This window comes from Enterobacter sp. SORGH_AS_0287, assembly GCF_031453695.1.
GTDB lineage: Bacteria > Pseudomonadota > Gammaproteobacteria > Enterobacterales > Enterobacteriaceae > Enterobacter > Enterobacter ludwigii.
The window spans coordinates 1934286-1951536 of the sequence record NZ_JAVIZW010000001.1 but is presented as its reverse complement, the minus strand read 5'-3'; the positions used below and the strand labels follow the sequence as shown (position 1 = coordinate 1951536).

14 protein-coding genes are annotated in these 17251 nt (G+C 53.4%); 12 read left to right on the top strand and 2 right to left on the bottom strand.

The window, feature by feature from the left end; all coding sequences use genetic code 11:
- Positions 1-29: 29 nt before the first annotated feature.
- Positions 30-887, bottom strand: coding sequence for a formate transporter FocA (gene focA / locus QE396_RS09300; protein WP_025204555.1), 858 nt, complete (start codon positions 885-887; stop codon positions 30-32).
- Positions 888-1293: 406 nt separating this feature from the next.
- Positions 1294-3054, bottom strand: a complete 1761-nt coding sequence (gene ycaO, locus QE396_RS09295) for a 30S ribosomal protein S12 methylthiotransferase accessory factor YcaO (protein ID WP_020884821.1) — start codon at positions 3052-3054, stop codon at positions 1294-1296.
- 127 nt (positions 3055-3181) lie between these two features.
- Between ycaO and QE396_RS09290 the strand changes: the two genes are divergently transcribed.
- The 12 genes from QE396_RS09290 to kdsB all read left to right on the top strand — a co-directional run bounded on the left by QE396_RS09290 (position 3182) and on the right by kdsB (position 17141).
- Entirely contained in the window at positions 3182-3874 is a 693-nt protein-coding gene (locus QE396_RS09290) for a DUF421 domain-containing protein (RefSeq protein WP_020884820.1), read from the top strand.
- A gap of 162 nt (positions 3875-4036) precedes the next feature.
- Positions 4037-5125 (top strand): 3-phosphoserine/phosphohydroxythreonine transaminase, encoded by a 1089-nt coding sequence (serC, locus tag QE396_RS09285; protein ID WP_020884819.1) that lies wholly within the window; start codon positions 4037-4039, stop codon positions 5123-5125.
- 68 nt (positions 5126-5193) lie between these two features.
- Positions 5194-6477, top strand: coding sequence for a 3-phosphoshikimate 1-carboxyvinyltransferase (aroA, locus tag QE396_RS09280; RefSeq protein WP_020884818.1), 1284 nt, complete (start codon positions 5194-5196; stop codon positions 6475-6477).
- Between the two features lie 253 nt (positions 6478-6730).
- Positions 6731-7414 carry a (d)CMP kinase gene (gene cmk, locus QE396_RS09275; protein WP_014169386.1) on the top strand — a complete coding sequence of 228 codons (684 nt, stop codon included), beginning with the start codon at positions 6731-6733 and terminating at the stop codon, positions 7412-7414.
- Between the two features lie 110 nt (positions 7415-7524).
- Complete coding sequence (gene rpsA, locus QE396_RS09270) at positions 7525-9198, top strand: 30S ribosomal protein S1 (protein ID WP_014169387.1); 1674 nt, start codon at positions 7525-7527, stop codon at positions 9196-9198.
- Positions 9199-9369: 171 nt separating this feature from the next.
- The gene (gene ihfB, locus QE396_RS09265) at positions 9370-9657 is read left to right on the top strand and encodes an integration host factor subunit beta (RefSeq protein WP_008499965.1); all 288 of its coding nucleotides are present in this window, start codon (positions 9370-9372) and stop codon (positions 9655-9657) included.
- Between the two features lie 215 nt (positions 9658-9872).
- On the top strand, positions 9873-12137 hold the full coding sequence (locus QE396_RS09260) for a ComEC family protein (RefSeq protein ID WP_309950816.1): 2265 nt from the start codon (positions 9873-9875) through the stop codon (positions 12135-12137).
- Between the two features lie 36 nt (positions 12138-12173).
- A complete protein-coding gene (gene msbA, locus QE396_RS09255; RefSeq protein ID WP_020884816.1) occupies positions 12174-13922 on the top strand; it encodes a lipid A ABC transporter ATP-binding protein/permease MsbA in 1749 nt (582 codons plus the stop codon).
- Positions 13919-14896: a tetraacyldisaccharide 4'-kinase gene (gene lpxK / locus QE396_RS09250; RefSeq protein WP_020884815.1), complete on the top strand. Its 978-nt coding sequence runs from the start codon at positions 13919-13921 to the stop codon at positions 14894-14896. The genes msbA and lpxK overlap by 4 nt, the downstream gene beginning before the upstream one ends.
- A 44-nt stretch (positions 14897-14940) precedes the next feature.
- Entirely contained in the window at positions 14941-16170 is a 1230-nt protein-coding gene (locus tag QE396_RS09245; RefSeq protein WP_020884814.1) for a winged helix-turn-helix domain-containing protein, read from the top strand.
- 45 nt (positions 16171-16215) lie between these two features.
- A complete protein-coding gene (gene ycaR / locus QE396_RS09240) occupies positions 16216-16398 on the top strand; it encodes a protein YcaR (protein ID WP_006174474.1) in 183 nt (60 codons plus the stop codon).
- On the top strand, positions 16395-17141 hold the full coding sequence (gene kdsB / locus QE396_RS09235) for a 3-deoxy-manno-octulosonate cytidylyltransferase (RefSeq protein ID WP_014169394.1): 747 nt from the start codon (positions 16395-16397) through the stop codon (positions 17139-17141). Before ycaR ends, kdsB begins: the two co-directional genes overlap by 4 nt.
- The last annotated feature ends 110 nt before the right edge of the window (positions 17142-17251 follow it).

Below are 17251 nucleotides of genomic sequence, written 5' to 3'. Positions count from 1 at the left end.
GATTTTTTATTTACTGCCTGAGATAACCATCAATGATGGTCGTCGCCACGCAGGTAAATGACCCAGTATGTCAACCCAACTAACAGACCCCCACCGATAATGTTCCCGATAGTGACAGGGATCAGGTTATCAGTAATGAAATTCATAATAGTCAGGTGAGAGAAACTTTCCGGGGTTGAACCAACAGCAGTCCAGAACTCCGGGCTTGCAAAGTTGCGGATTACAATTCCCATTGGGATCATAAACATGTTCGCAATACTGTGCTCGAAGCCGCTGGCAACAAACATCGCAACCGGCAGAACCATAATCATGGCTTTATCCATCAGGCTACGACCCGAGTAGCTCATCCAGACAGCCAGGCATACCATCAGGTTAGCGAGGATGCCGAGAGCAACGGCTTCGATAAATGTGTGGTGCATTTTGTGGTCTGCGGTCTGCAGGACGTTGAGTCCCCAGCCACCGTTGGCGGTCATATACTCGCCAGAGAGCCACATCAACAGAACAAAGAGCAGACAGCCAATCAGGTTGCCAACATAGACATTAAGCCAGTTGCGCGCCAGTTGACCCCAGGTAATTCTTCCGCTGGCTTTTGCCACGACAATCAACACTGTAGAAGTGAAGAGGTCGGCGCCGCAGATGACGCAAAGAATCAGTCCCAGTGAGAAGCAAATACCGCCAATCAGTTTCGCCATGCCGAAAGGCATCGCGGCAGTACCGGTGGTGGCAGTGATGTAGAAGACAAACGCGATAGAGATGAACACACCAGCCGTGATCGCCAGATAGAACGTCTTCATCGGGTGTTTCGTTGCTTTATAGACACCCGCTTCTTCGGCAACTTTGGCCATAGCAGCTGGGAGTAAAAGATCAAAAGGGTTGTCAGCTTTCACACTAACTCTCTCTTTATTAAGTCGGCGACGAGATACTAACAAAGCATTATAGAAGAGAAATTGATATAGATCATATCTCGCCTGGCTTATAGGCCCGCAATGTGTATGGATTTACAGCAAAAGCGGAGTAAGTATTTGATTATCCGTATAAAAATAAATTTTAAAAGTTATGAAAAGAGTTGAATTATTTCTTTCGGCCACCTCTGCAACAGTTAATTAATATGGAGTAATTACCATAAAAAGTAACAGTAAAGCCCAGGTAAATATTATTATATTTACCCATATTTAACTTTATTATTACAATCAACAGTCATTGCCGAAAAAAATAAAAAACGGGGCAATGAAATTGCCCCGTAATATAGCCCAGACGATTGAATACGCCTACAGCTGATAATGTTATATGCGCTTATTTTGACCAGTAAGCGGATTTCGCCTTCTGCAATTTTTCATACGCTTTCAGCAGAGACTGATGTGCCGGGAAGGCTTTCAGATCGCTATCCACAGCCTGAAGACCGTAGAACGGCGCTTCACCGCTCAGTGCTGCGCTGGCGGCTTCAACGGCGTCAGCACCGTACATGCGAACAAACGCATTCAGGTATTGCAGCGGCTGACGATCGTCTTCCTGCGCGAGAAGCAGCAGGGTTTGCAGGCAGCGATAGTAGTTAGTGCGCTCGGCAGAGAAGACAGACTGGTTAAACTCCATAGTCCACTCGGTCCAGGCCAGAGCCTGATCCAGATCGCCGCCAGCCAGTGCCAGCATTGCTTTCAGCTCACCAATACGCAGGGTATACCAGCCGTTATCTTTACCGGTCGCCAGACCCAGCAGCTCGCGTACGCGGGTGAAGTCATCATGGCCTTCTTCGTCCAGTTGCGCGATCAGGTTCAGGTAATCTTCTTTTTCCCATTCGCTGCCCGGCAAGGCCAGCAGGGTTTCACGCAGGTGCGCGCCCATGCTGTTGTTCGCCAGCCACAGATCTTCTGCCGGATAGATGTCGGACATGCCCGGCACCAGAATGCGGCAGGCGTACACGCCAAGGTGTTCGTAGTCAGCGATGTAGACTTCTTTATCTTCCGCCTTAAAGATAGCCATCAGCGTGGCGAACTCTTCTTCGGTGGTACCTGCAAAGCTCCAGTCGACGAACGGATAGTCCGCGTCCTGCTTAAACAGATCCCAGGAGATCAAACCGCTGGAGTCGATGAAGTGGGTTTCAAGGTTGGTGTGCTCGGCCACTTCTTCGTCGTCAAAGGTCGGTGGCGTAAACACGTCCAGATCTTTCAGGCCACGGCCCTGCAGTAACTCGGTGACGGTACGCTCCAGCGCCACGCCAAAGTCAGGGTGCGCGCCGAAAGAGGCGAAGCAGGTTCCGTTTTCAGGGTTAAACAGCACCACACAGATAACCGGGTATTTACCGCCCAGCGAGCCGTCATAGGCAAAGATTGGGAAACCTTCCGCTTCCAGCCTGGCAATGGATTCCACCACGCCCGGGTAGCGCGCCAGCACGTCAGCCGGAATTTCAGGCAGGCTGATGGATTCGGCAATGATGCGGTTTTTAATGTGGCGTTCAAAGACTTCAGACAGCCCCTGTACGCGCGCTTCATTACGGGTATTACCGGCAGACATACCGTTGGACACATACAGGTTGCCAACGATGTTCATCGGGATATAGACGGTCTGCTCATCAGACTGACGCGTGAACGGCAGGGCGCAGATACCACGATCCTCATTGCCGGACTGCAGATCGATCAGCATGCTGGCGGTCAGTTCGTTTTCCGGATCGTAGAACGCACGCAGACGCGCGTCGAGAATGCCTTCCGGCAGCGCGTCGTCTTCAGGCAGCGGGAACCATTTTTCGTTCGGATAGTGCACAAACGGGCCGTTGGCGATGGTTTCACCCAGCCAGAAATCGGCGAAGAAATAGTTGGTCGACAGACGTTCAAAATACTCACCCAGCGCAGAGGCCAGTGCCGCTTTTTTTGTCGCGCCTTTACCATTGGTAAAGCACAGGGCACACTCTTTATCGCGAATATGCACGGACCAGACATGAGGCACCGGGTTGAGCCAGGAGGCTTCTTCGATATTAAAGCCCAGGTCGGTCAGTTTCTGCTGGAAGCGAGCGATGGAATCTTCCAGAGCGGCGTCTTTGCCGGGGATAAACGTTTGAGTCATGGCGTTCACTTTTATCGTACGTAAAGCGCGCAATGATACGGGTTTTGCGTGACAGGTGCTATCTTCGGCGAAAATAAAAGACTCGACTATGCTTACAGACAGTAACTTACTGTTAAGGCATAGAAAAATGAAAGCATTTGATCTCCAGCGGATGGCGTTTGATAAAGTTCCTCCCGAATTTTTGGGCGAAGTGGCCCTGCGCAGCCTGTATACCTTTGTATTGGTCTTCCTGTTTCTCAAAATCACCGGGCGGCGTGGTGTCCGGCAGATGTCCCTCTTTGAGGTGCTGATTATTCTGACGCTGGGTTCAGCGGCGGGGGATGTCGCCTTTTACGACGATGTGCCGATGGTGCCGGTCTTTATCGTTTTTGTCTCACTGGCGCTACTTTACCGGCTTGTCATGTGGCTGATGTCGAAAAGTGAAAAGCTGGAAGATCTTCTCGAAGGGAAGCCGGTGGTTATCGTCGAGAACGGGCGGCTGGCCTGGGAAAATGTACAGAGTGCCAACATGACCGAGTTCGAGTTTTTTATGGAACTGCGTCTGAATAGCGTTGAACAACTCGGGCAGGTGCGGCTGGCAATCATGGAAACGAACGGGCAAATCAGCGTCTATTACTATGCTGACGACGAGGTGAAGCCGGGGCTCTGTATTCTGCCGGATATGCTTATTGAGCGTTTCACGACCGTGCCTGAGTCAGGCGAATATGCCTGTATAAGATGTAGCCATGTTGTGGCGATGCAGCCGGGCGATCATCAATTATGTCCCCGCTGTACAAATCCGGAATGGACGAAGGTTAGCCGGGCCAAACGCCTTACCTGACAGCCATATTGTCGGTTTTGCCGCAGAGAGGTGGCAGATTGTATTGTGTGACGCGGGACACATTTCACCGGTCATAAGTTTTAGACATTGCGGCGCGTGTCACTGAATGATAAAACCGATATCCACAGTTATAACTTATTGCTTTTAGCGTGGTGAGGGGAAATGGCTCAAGTCTTTAATTTCAGTTCAGGTCCGGCGATGTTGCCGGCAGACGTGCTTAAACAGGCTCAACAGGAACTTTGTGACTGGAACGGTCTGGGTACGTCGGTGATGGAAATCAGCCACCGTGGTAAAGAGTTTATTCAGGTGGCGGAAGAGGCAGAAAAGGATTTTCGCGATCTGCTGAACATTCCCTCAAACTACAAAGTTTTGTTCTGCCACGGCGGTGGCCGCGGTCAGTTTGCTGGCGTCCCGCTGAATATCCTCGGCGACAAAACCACGGCAGACTACGTTGATGCGGGTTACTGGGCGGCAAGTGCGGTTAAAGAAGCCAAAAAGTACTGCTCGCCAAATGTTATCGACGCCAAAATTACCGTTGATGGCCTGCGTGCCGTGAAGCCGATGAGCGAGTGGCAGCTCTCTGATAACGCTGCGTATCTGCACTATTGCCCAAATGAAACCATCGACGGGATTGCCATCGACGAGACCCCGAACTTCAGTAAAGACGTGGTGGTTGCAGCCGATTTCTCCTCTACCATTTTGTCCGCGCCAATTGACGTCAGCCGCTACGGTGTTATCTATGCGGGTGCGCAGAAAAATATCGGCCCGGCGGGTTTGACGATCGTCATCGTGCGCGAAGATTTGCTGGGTAAAGCCCATCAGTCTTGCCCGTCTATTCTGGATTATACGGTCCTCAACGATAACGACTCCATGTTCAACACTCCCCCTACGTTTGCCTGGTACCTCTCTGGACTGGTCTTTAAATGGCTCAAGCAAAACGGCGGCGTGGCGCAGATGGACAAAATCAATCAGCAGAAAGCCGACCTGCTGTATAGCGTGATCGATAAGAGCGATTTCTACCGTAACGATGTCGCGAAAGCTAACCGTTCTCGTATGAATGTGCCGTTCCAGCTGGCGGACAGCAACCTGGATAAAGTCTTCCTTGAAGAGTCCTTCGCTGCAGGCCTGCATGCGCTGAAAGGCCACCGTGTTGTAGGCGGTATGCGTGCCTCTATCTATAACGCGATGCCGCTGGAAGGGGTTAAAACCCTGACCGATTTCATGATCGACTTCGAACGTCGCCACGGTTAATTACGCTGTTTTCACCCCCGTAGCTCTGCTGCGGGGTTTTTATTATGTTGAGTTGAGAGTTAAGTTTCATGGAATCCCTGACGTTACAACCTATCGCGCGGGTAGATGGCACCATTAATCTGCCTGGTTCAAAAAGTGTCTCGAACCGCGCTCTGCTGCTGGCAGCTCTGGCAAACGGCACCACCGTCCTCACAAACCTGCTGGACAGCGATGACGTGCGCCATATGCTCAATGCGCTGAAAGCGTTGGGAGTTCATTACACGCTGTCTGACGACCGCACCCGCTGTGAAGTGACCGGCAACGGCGGCGCGTTACGCTCGGCTGAAGAGCGTGAACTGTTTCTGGGTAACGCGGGGACGGCAATGCGCCCGCTGGCGGCGGCCCTGTGCCTGGGCAGCAACAATATTGTGCTGACCGGTGAGCCACGCATGAAAGAGCGTCCCATTGGCCATCTGGTGGATGCCCTTCGTCAGGGCGGCGCGCAGATTGAGTATCTGGAGCAGGAAAATTACCCGCCTCTGCGTCTGCGCGGTGGTTTCAATGGCGGTAACGTCGAGGTGGATGGCAGCGTCTCCAGCCAGTTCCTGACGGCTCTGCTGATGACTGCGCCGCTGGCACCACAGGATACGGTCATCACCATCAAAGGCGACCTGGTCTCTAAACCGTACATTGATATTACGCTGCACCTGATGAAAACCTTTGGGGTTGAGGTGGAAAACCGCGCTTATCAGCAATTCGTGGTTCGCGGTGCGCAGCAGTACCAGTCTCCGGGTCATTACCTTGTGGAAGGTGATGCTTCGTCTGCCTCCTATTTCCTGGCGGCAGGGGCGATTAAGGGCGGTACGGTGAAAGTGACCGGCATTGGCCGTAACAGCGTTCAGGGCGATATCCGTTTTGCTGACGTGCTGGAAAAAATGGGCGCCACGATTACCTGGGGCGATGATTTCATCTCCTGCACCCATGGCGAGCTGAACGCTATCGATATGGACATGAACCATATCCCGGATGCGGCGATGACCATTGCCACGGCGGCGCTCTTCGCAAAAGGCACCACGACGCTGCGTAACATTTACAACTGGCGCGTAAAAGAGACTGACCGTCTGTTCGCGATGGCGACCGAACTGCGTAAAGTGGGCGCCGAAGTGGAGGAGGGCGAAGACTACATCCGCGTCACGCCTCCGGCAAAACTGCAATTTGCGGAAATCGGCACCTATAACGATCACCGCATGGCAATGTGCTTCTCGCTGGTGGCGCTCTCCGATACGCCGGTGACCATTCTCGACCCGAAATGTACGGCGAAAACCTTCCCGGACTACTTCGGGCAATTGGCGCGTATCAGTACCCCTGCCTGATTTGCCTTCGCGCCAGCCTCTGTGCTGGCGCGCTTACACCGTTCCCACTCATTGACGTGATGATCTACACTTCTGAAGATGTGCGCCTGCCGCCGGCAAGCAACGCGAACGATGTAGAAGTATCATTGCGCAATAATTCTTCATCTAAATACCTGTAATTCGCGTTTTTGCACACAACGTTAACGATTGTGGGCATTGGCGCGTATAATGCGCGGCGTTTACGTTAACGGTATGCCTGTTTAAGGAGATAAAGATGACGGCAATTGCCCCGGTCATAACCATTGATGGCCCAAGCGGTGCAGGAAAGGGCACCTTGTGCAAGGCAATGGCGGAAGCATTGCAATGGCATCTGCTGGACTCTGGTGCTATTTACCGCGTGTTAGCGCTTGCGGCGCTGCATCACCATGTTGATGTGGCCTCCGAAGACGCGCTGGTTCCGCTGGCTACCCATCTTGATGTTCGCTTTATCTCAACCAACGGAAATCTGGAAGTGATTCTCGAAGGTGAAGATGTCAGCGGTGAAATTCGTACTCAGGACGTGGCGAATGCCGCGTCACAGGTTGCCGCTTTCCCGCGTGTGCGTGAAGCACTGCTGCGCCGTCAACGCGCCTTCCGTGAGCTGCCTGGCCTGATCGCTGACGGGCGTGACATGGGAACCGTTGTCTTCCCTGATGCGCCAGTGAAAATTTTCCTCGACGCCTCCTCGGAAGAACGGGCTCAACGCCGCATGCTTCAGTTGCAGGAAAAGGGGTTTAGTGTTAACTTTGATCGCCTTTTGTCCGAGATAAAAGAGCGCGATGACCGCGATCGTAACCGCGCCGTCGCCCCACTTGTTCCTGCAGAAGATGCATTAGTTCTGGATTCAACCAGTTTAACTATTGAGCAAGTGATTGAAAAAGCGCTACAATATGCGCGCCAAAAACTGGCACTCGCGTAATTGCGACCGATTTAGCAGTACCCCCGCTGCAATGGATTGACGGCGGGTATGTGAAACAACCCCATCCGGCACGGAGCCAGGTGGACGTTATATTAACCTGAAGATTAAACATGACTGAATCTTTTGCTCAACTATTTGAAGAATCCTTAAAAACAATCGAAACCCGTCCGGGTTCCATCGTTCGTGGTGTTGTTGTTGCTATCGACAAAGACGTAGTACTGGTTGACGCCGGTCTGAAATCTGAGTCCGCCATTCCGGCAGAGCAGTTCAAAAACGCCCAGGGCGAGCTGGAAATCCAGGTTGGTGACGAAGTTGACGTTGCTCTGGATGCAGTAGAAGACGGCTTCGGCGAAACCCTGCTTTCCCGTGAAAAAGCTAAACGTCACGAAGCTTGGATCACGCTGGAAAAAGCTTACGAAGAAGCTGAAACTGTGGTCGGTGTTATCAACGGCAAAGTTAAAGGTGGCTTCACTGTTGAGCTGAATGGTATTCGTGCGTTCCTGCCAGGTTCTCTGGTAGACGTTCGTCCAGTCCGTGACACCCTGCACCTCGAAGGCAAAGAGCTTGAGTTCAAAGTAATCAAGCTGGACCAGAAGCGTAACAACGTTGTTGTATCCCGTCGTGCCGTTATCGAATCCGAAAACAGCGCAGAACGCGATCAGCTGCTGGAAAACCTGCAGGAAGGCATGGAAGTCAAAGGTATCGTTAAGAACCTCACTGACTACGGCGCATTCGTTGACCTGGGCGGCGTTGATGGCCTGCTGCACATCACCGACATGGCGTGGAAACGCGTTAAGCACCCAAGCGAAATCGTGAACGTGGGCGACGAAATCACTGTTAAAGTGCTGAAGTTCGACCGCGAGCGTACTCGTGTATCCCTCGGCCTGAAACAGCTGGGCGAAGATCCATGGGTAGCTATCGCTAAGCGTTACCCAGAAGGTACTAAACTGACTGGTCGCGTTACCAACCTGACTGACTACGGCTGCTTCGTTGAAATCGAAGAAGGCGTTGAAGGCCTGGTGCACGTTTCCGAAATGGACTGGACCAACAAAAACATCCACCCATCCAAAGTTGTTAACGTTGGTGATGTAGTGGAAGTTATGGTTCTGGATATCGACGAAGAACGTCGTCGTATCTCCCTGGGCCTGAAACAGTGCAAAAACAACCCATGGCAGCAGTTCGCGGAAACCCACAACAAGGGTGACCGTGTTGAAGGTAAAATCAAGTCTATCACTGACTTCGGTATCTTCATCGGCCTGGACGGCGGCATCGATGGCCTGGTTCACCTGTCTGACATCTCCTGGAACGTTGCAGGCGAAGAAGCAGTTCGTGAATACAAAAAAGGCGACGAAATCGCTGCAGTTGTTCTGCAGGTTGACGCAGAGCGTGAACGTATCTCCCTGGGCGTTAAACAGCTCGCAGAAGATCCGTTCAACAACTGGGTTGCACTGAACAAGAAAGGCGCAATCGTAAACGGTAAAGTCACTGCAGTTGACGCTAAAGGCGCAACCGTAGAACTGGCTGACGGCGTTGAAGGTTACCTGCGCGCTTCTGAAGCTTCACGTGACCGCGTTGAAGATGCGACTCTGGTTCTGAACGTTGGTGACGACGTTGAAGCTAAGTTCACCGGTGTTGACCGTAAGAACCGTGCAATCAGCCTGTCTGTTCGTGCTAAAGACGAAGCTGATGAGAAAGATGCAATCGCCACTGTTAACAAACAGGAAGATGCAAACTTCTCTAACAACGCAATGGCTGAAGCTTTCAAAGCAGCTAAAGGCGAGTAATATCAGGTTGTCCGCATCATTTTGAGCTATAACGCATTTACAGCGAGAAGGATGAGGAGCAAACTTGACAGATTAGAGGATTCGTCCTGTAATCAATAACAAAGGGCGGCTACGGCCGCCCTTGTTTAATGAGCTGTTCAGCTAATTGGTTTGAAAGGAACCGGAGGAATCATGACCAAGTCAGAATTGATTGAAAGACTTGCCAGTCAGCAACCGCATATCCCTGCGAAAGCAGTGGAGGATGCCGTAAAAGAGATGCTGGAGCATATGGCCTCCACTCTTGCCCAGGGCGAGCGCATTGAAATCCGCGGTTTCGGTAGTTTTTCTCTGCACTATCGTGCTCCACGTACCGGGCGTAACCCGAAAACTGGCGATAAAGTCGAACTGGAAGGTAAGTACGTTCCACACTTTAAGCCGGGTAAAGAACTGCGCGATCGCGCCAACATTTACGGCAACTGAGTTTAGCCATCAGCGCTAAACTGGGTTCGAAAGAAAGCACCTGCGGGTGCTTTTTTTGTGCCTGTCGCTTTTATTCTGAAGATGCCGCGCAATTTTCCTTTTGTTTTCTGCAAACGGATAAAAATGCTTCAGCGCCCGCTGTAAACCGCGTTTCTTCTGGCTGACGACTCACCCTGCATGCTTCCATACTGTCACCCTCAAACAGGGAGGTAGTAATGGGCATTCCCGCGATAAGTCTTTGCGCCATTCTGGCGATCATGCCGTTACTCTGGTTACCCGTCCTGCCTGAACGTCATACCGTGTGGGTAATGATAGCCGGTGGGATAGCGCTGGCCGCCCAGCGACACAACGTCCTGAAGTATATGGGGATCATGGTGTTATTTTGTGTCTGGGGTCTTCTTGCTGCGCAGGAAAGCGTCTGGCCGATGCAACATTTAACGACGGGAGCAGTGCAGGCAGAGATAGAAATCACGGCCACTGATGGTGCAACAATGCATCAGGGCAACATTCTGCGTATCGATGGTCAGCGCTGGTGGGCATCCACGGGCGTGACGCTGTATGGCAATTACCTGCCGCAAAAGGTATGTGCCGGTCAGCGCTGGGCTATGTCGCTCAGGCTCCGGCCTGTGCATGGCGAGCTAAACGACGGGGGATATGATCCCCAGCGAAGCGCCTTTGCCCGGCACCAGACGCTCAGCGGACGTTTTACGCAGGCGAAAATCGTCGATGAAAACTGCAGCTTGCTTGCTCAGTACCTGATGTCACTGCAACACCGGCTTTCTGCTTTTCACTGGGGCGCGGTTATGCTTGGGCTGGGGATGGGAGAACGTCTGGAGGTGCCCCGGGAAATTAAAGATCTGATGCGCGACACCGGCACGCTGCACCTGATGGCAATTTCGGGTCTGCATATTGCGCTGGCCGCATCCATCATCTGGTTACTTGCGCGTGGGCTTCAGTTCTTGATGCCGGGCCACTGGATCCACTGGCAGATTCCTCTCCTGGCCGGGTTGCTCTTTGCCGCTTTCTACGCCTGGCTTACCGGGCTGCAACCGCCCGCATTGCGAACGGTTATCGCACTTGCCGTGCTGGCGGCATTGCGCATTGGCGCCCGTCAGTGGTCTCCCTGGCAGGTGTGGTGTTGCTGTATCGCGGCAATCCTGATAAGCGATCCCTTAGCCGTGCTTTCTCAAAGTCTGGCCCTTTCAGCGTTTGCCGTCGCCGCGCTGATTTTCTGGTTTCAGTGGCTGCCTCTTCCCCGCGGGCACCGGGTTCGCTGGTTACAGCCTCTGGTGAATCTGCTCTATCTGCAAACTGGCATGTTGCTTCTGCTCATGCCATTACAGGTGCTGATTTTTCATGGATTCAGCCTCTCTTCCCTGGTGGCTAATCTCTTTGCCGTCCCCCTGGTCACTTTTGTCTGCGTACCGCTGATCCTTTCCGGAATGTTGCTTCATCTGTTGCCGCTGACGGCGCTGGAAAGTGCCCTCTGGTTTGCAGCCGATAAATCCCTGGGGGGGTTGTTCTGGATGCTGATGCGCTTGCCGGATGGCTGGCAGAATGTAGATGAACGGTGGCAATACCTGACGTTATTGCCCTGGCTTGCCATTATTGGCTGGCGCTTTCATGCCTGGAAATCCGTTCCTGCCGTTTGTCTGGCAGGGAGTGTCTTACTGGCATTTCCACTCTGGCGAACGGTGAGAAGTGAGGGCTGGACACTGCATATGCTGGATGTTGGGCAGGGACTGGCAATGGTCATTGAACGCCACGGTAAAGCCCTTCTTTATGATACCGGGCTCGCCTGGCCGGGTGGTGATAGCGCCCGGCAGTTAATCATTCCGTGGCTACGCTGGCACCATTTGCAACCAGAAGGCGTCATCCTCAGTCATGAGCATCTCGACCATGCGGGCGGCCTGGCGACGCTGCAAAAAACATGGCCCACGTTATGGATAAGAAGCCCGTTAGGCCGGGCGGAACATCGGCCTTGTTTTCGCGGGCAGAGATGGATGTGGGAAGGGTTAACCTTCACCGTCCACTGGCCACCTGAGGGCTATTCCGAAAGGGGGAACAATCGCTCCTGCGTGGTAAAAATCGACGATGGTGAGCAGAGTGCGTTGCTTACGGGGGATATTGAAGCGCCAGCGGAACAGACTATGCTTAGCCATTACTGGCGTCATCTGACGTCCACTGTAATACAGGTACCCCATCATGGCAGCAATACGTCTTCATCATTGCCACTGGTACAGCGGGTAGAGGGGAGGATCGCGCTCGATTCTGCGGCCCGCTATAACGCATGGCATTTTCCGTCGGCAAAAGTTATCAGACGTTATCGAAAAGAGGGCTATATCTGGCACGATACCCCCCATTCTGGACAAATATCGGTGACATTCTCGCAACATCGATGGCAAATACAGCGCGTACGTGATGAATATTTACCGCGTTGGTATCATCAGTGGTTTGGCGCGCCCGGAGATAACGGGTAGAATATGCGGCTATTTCAACAGATGCTGGTTTTTTGAATGCATAACGACAAAGATCTCTCCACGTGGCAAACCTTCCGCCGACTCTGGCCGATGATTGCACCTTTTAAAGCAGGCTTGATCGTGGCGGGTGTAGCGTTAGTTCTCAACGCAGCCAGCGATACGTTTATGTTATCGCTTCTCAAACCGTTACTGGATGACGGTTTTGGTAAAACAGATCGCTCAGTGCTGATATGGATGCCACTGGTGGTTATTGGACTGATGATCTTACGCGGTATCACCAGCTACATTTCGAGCTACTGTATCTCCTGGGTTTCCGGGAAAGTCGTTATGACCATGCGCCGTCGGCTGTTTGGCCACATGATGGGCATGCCAGTAGCGTTCTTTGATAAGCAGTCTACCGGTACCTTGCTGTCACGTATTACCTACGACTCCGAGCAGGTGGCATCATCGTCGTCCAACGCGCTGATTACCGTGGTGCGTGAAGGTGCATCGATTATCGGTCTGTTCATCATGATGTTCTATTACAGCTGGCAGCTGTCACTGATCCTTATCGTGCTGGCACCGGTTGTCTCTATTGCTATTCGCGTCGTTTCAAAGCGTTTTCGCAACATCAGTAAGAATATGCAGAACACGATGGGCCAGGTTACGACCAGCGCTGAGCAGATGCTGAAAGGGCATAAAGAGGTGTTGATTTTCGGCGGGCAGGAAGTCGAAACCAAACGCTTTGATAAAGTCAGCAACAAAATGCGTCTGCAGGGGATGAAAATGGTTTCGGCCTCTTCAATTTCTGACCCTATCATCCAGCTGATCGCTTCTCTGGCGCTGGCCTTTGTTCTGTATGCGGCCAGCTTCCCGAGCGTGATGGAGACGCTGACGGCAGGTACCATCACCGTGGTCTTCTCATCGATGATTGCCCTGATGCGTCCGCTGAAATCACTGACGAACGTCAACGCTCAGTTCCAGCGCGGGATGGCTGCCTGCCAGACCCTGTTCAGCATTCTGGATACCGAACAGGAGAAAGATGAAGGTAAACGCGAGATTGAACGCGCCCACGGCGATGTTGAATTCCGCAATGTGACTTTCACCTATCCTGGCCGCGAAACGCCGGCTTTGCGTAATATCAACCTGTCCATTCCCGCGGGTAAAACCGTTGCGCTGGTAGGCCGCTCCGGCTCAGGTAAATCCACCATCGCCAGCCTGATCACCCGTTTCTATGATATCGACGAGGGTGAAATCCTGTTGGATGGCCATGACCTGCGGGAGTATACCCTGCAGTCGCTGCGTAACCAGGTGGCGCTGGTCTCCCAGAATGTGCATCTCTTCAACGATACTGTGGCAAATAACATTGCCTATGCGCGTACAGAAGAGTACAGCCGTGCGGAGATTGAAAAGGCCGCTCGTATGGCCTATGCGATGGACTTTATCAACAAGATGGATAACGGTCTGGATACCATTATCGGTGAGAACGGTGTACTGCTCTCCGGTGGCCAGCGCCAGCGTATCGCCATTGCTCGTGCGCTGTTGCGTGATAGCCCGATTCTGATTCTGGATGAAGCAACCTCTGCGCTGGATACGGAATCTGAACGTGCCATTCAGTCTGCGCTGGATGAGCTGCAAAAGAACCGTACGTCGCTGGTGATTGCGCACCGTCTGTCGACTATCGAGCAGGCTGACGAAATCGTTGTTGTTGAAGATGGCGTGATTGTCGAACGCGGAAGCCACTCTGATTTGCTGGCGCACCGCGGCGTTTACGCCCAACTGCATAAGATGCAATTCGGCGAATGATTGCACGCATCTGGTCCGGTGAATCACCGCTGTGGCTGCTGCTTCTGCCGCTTTCCTGGCTTTATGGCCTGGTGAGCGGCGTCATTCGTCTGCTTTACCGTCTGGGGTTGAAGCAAGCATGGCGCGCGCCGGTGCCGGTTGTCGTGGTGGGTAACCTGACGGCTGGCGGCAACGGTAAAACACCGGTGGTGATCTGGCTGGTGGAGCAACTGCAAAAACGCGGTATACGCCCAGGCGTGGTATCGCGTGGATATGGCGGAAAAGCGGCGCAGTATCCCCTGTTGTTGACCGCGGAAACTACGACCGCTGAAGCGGGTGATGAGCCAGTATTGATATACCAGCGTACAGGTGCACCTGTTGCGGTTTCCCCGGTACGCAGTGATGCCGTTCAGGCACTTCTTGCCGAACACACGGTAGACATTATTATTACTGACGATGGTCTGCAGCATTACGCGCTGGCGCGTGATAAAGAGATTGTGGTCATTGACGGGGTTCGCCGGTTCGGTAACGGCTGGTGGCTACCCGCCGGACCAATGCGCGAACGTGCTTCGCGTCTCAGGTCCGTTGATGCGGTGATTGTTAACGGTGGAGAGGCCAAACCGGGTGAGATCCCTATGCATCTCAGGCCGGGAATGGCGGTGAATCTATTGACCGGAGAGCGCCGTACTGTCTCGTTGTTACCCGCGCTGGTGGCCATGGCGGGTATCGGTCATCCTCCGCGTTTCTTCGCGACGCTGGAACAGTGTGGTGCCCGGCTTGAAAAACGCGTTCCGCTGGCCGATCATCAGGCGCTGGTGCCAGATCAGGTCGCGGCTCTGACTGCTCCGGGGCAGACGCTAATCATGACTGAAAAAGATGCGGTGAAATGCCGTGCCTTTGCGAAGGATAACTGGTGGTATCTGCCGGTTGACGCTGAACTCAGCGGTGAGCAACCGGAACAATTGCTCAAGGAACTGATTGCGTTAGTGCAGTAATGGCTTACGCGGTTCTGGTGGCGCTTTGACTGACAGGAAAACGCATGTCTTTACCGCAACTCTCGCTTTCAGCCGCACGTCATTTGCACCTTGCCGCACAGGGGCTGCTCAAAAAGCCCCGCCGCCGCGCGCAGCCCGCCGATATTCTCTCTACCGTTCAGCGCATGTCGCTCCTTCAAATTGACACCATTAATATCGTGGCCCGTAGCCCTTACCTTGTGCTGTTTAGTCGACTGGGGAATTATCCGCCTCAGTGGCTGGATGACGCGCTCAGTAAGGGGGACTTAATGGAGTACTGGGCGCACGAGGCCTGTTTCCTGCCGCGCAGCGATTTTGCCCTGGTTCGCCATCGCATGCTGGCCCCCGAAAAGATGGGCTGGAAATACCGCCAGGAATGGATGCAGGAGCACGCGACTGAAATTGCACAGCTTATCGAGCATATTCAGCAAAACGGTCCTGTACGTTCCGCCGATTTTGAACATCCGAGAAAAGGGACCAGCGGCTGGTGGGAGTGGAAGCCGCACAAACGCCACCTTGAAGGACTGTTTACGTCCGGCAAAGTCATGGTGATTGAACGGCGTAATTTTCAGCGCGTGTATGACCTGACGCACCGCGTGATGCCCCACTGGGACGATGAGCGTGACTTACTCACCCAGGAGGCAGCGGAAGCCATCATGCTGGAAAACAGCGCCCGCAGTCTGGGCATTTTCCGGCCGCAGTGGCTGGCGGATTACTATCGCCTTCGCCAGCCGGCCCTGAAACCGCTGCTGGAAATGTGGCAGCGTGAACATCGTGTTATCCCCGTCACGGTAGAAACCCTCGGGGACATGTGGCTGCATTCGGATCTCCTCCCGCTCTTACCCCAGGCTCTGGACAGTAAGCTTCAGGCAACCCACAGCGCGGTGTTATCGCCTTTCGATCCGGTCGTGTGGGACAGAAAACGGGCCGAACAGCTGTTTAATTTCAGCTATCGGCTTGAGTGTTACACCCCCGCGCCAAAGCGTCAGTACGGCTACTTTGTGTTGCCTCTGCTGCACAAAGGGCAACTGGTCGGTCGAATGGACGCTAAAATGCACCGCAAAACCGGCACGCTGGAGATTATCGCGCTCTATCTTGAAGAGGGGATCCAGACCACAGCGGCGCTGGAAAAAGGATTAACCTCCGCCATTAGCGAATTCGCATGCTGGCAGGGGGCCCACGACGTGGCGCTGGGTCGGGTGCCTGACGGGTTGTTTAGCACCTGTCGACGTGGCTGGGAAACAGACACTCCCTGAAAAAGGAATGTGTTAAGCTTTAGCGATTACCCATACGGAGGAACTATGGATCACCGTTTACTTGAAATTATTGCCTGCCCGGTGTGCAACGGCAAACTTTATTACAGCCAGGACAAACAAGAGCTGATTTGCAAGCTGGACAGTCTGGCATTCCCGCTGCGCGACGGTATTCCGGTATTGCTGGAAAACGAAGCCCGCTCCCTGGTGGCAGAAGAGAGCAAACCATGAGTTTTGTTGTCATTATTCCTGCGCGTTATGCATCAACCCGTCTGCCGGGTAAACCGCTGGTGGATATCAACGGCAAACCGATGATTGTGCATGTCCTTGAACGTGCGCGTGAGTCCGGTGCTGAGCGCGTTATCGTGGCAACCGATCATCCGGACGTTGCCCGTGCGGTTGAGGCGGCTGGCGGAGAAGTGTGCATGACCCGCGCCGATCACCAGTCCGGCACAGAGCGGCTGGCAGAAGTGGTTGAGAAATGCGGTTTTAGTGATGATACGGTCATCGTTAACGTGCAGGGCGACGAGCCGATGATCCCGGCGGTCATTATTCGCCAGGTGGCGGAAAACCTGGCGCAGCGCCAGGTCGGTATGGCTACGCTCGCGGTACCTGTGCTCCACGCTGAAGAGGCGTTTAATCCGAACGCGGTGAAAGTGGTGATGGATGCCGAGGGCTATGCGCTCTACTTCTCTCGCGCCACTATTCCCTGGGATCGTGATCGTTTTGCGGTTTCAAAAGAGACCATTGGTGATTCATTCCTGCGTCATCTGGGGATCTACGGCTACCGCGCTGGCTTTATTCGTCGTTATGTCACCTGGGCACCCAGCCCGCTGGAGCATATCGAAATGCTGGAGCAGCTCCGCGTGCTCTGGTACGGGGAAAAAATCCACGTTGCCGTTGCGCAGGAAGTGCCAGGTACGGGTGTTGACACCCCGGAAGATCTTGAGCGCGTCCGCGCCGAATTGCGTTAATAGCGCCCGCATCCCTCCTTACGGGGGGATGTTCTCTCCCGGTTATTTTCCCTTTCTTTTCCATAATTGATCTCTGTCGGGTGACATCTTCTGTCCGCGCGCTCATTATA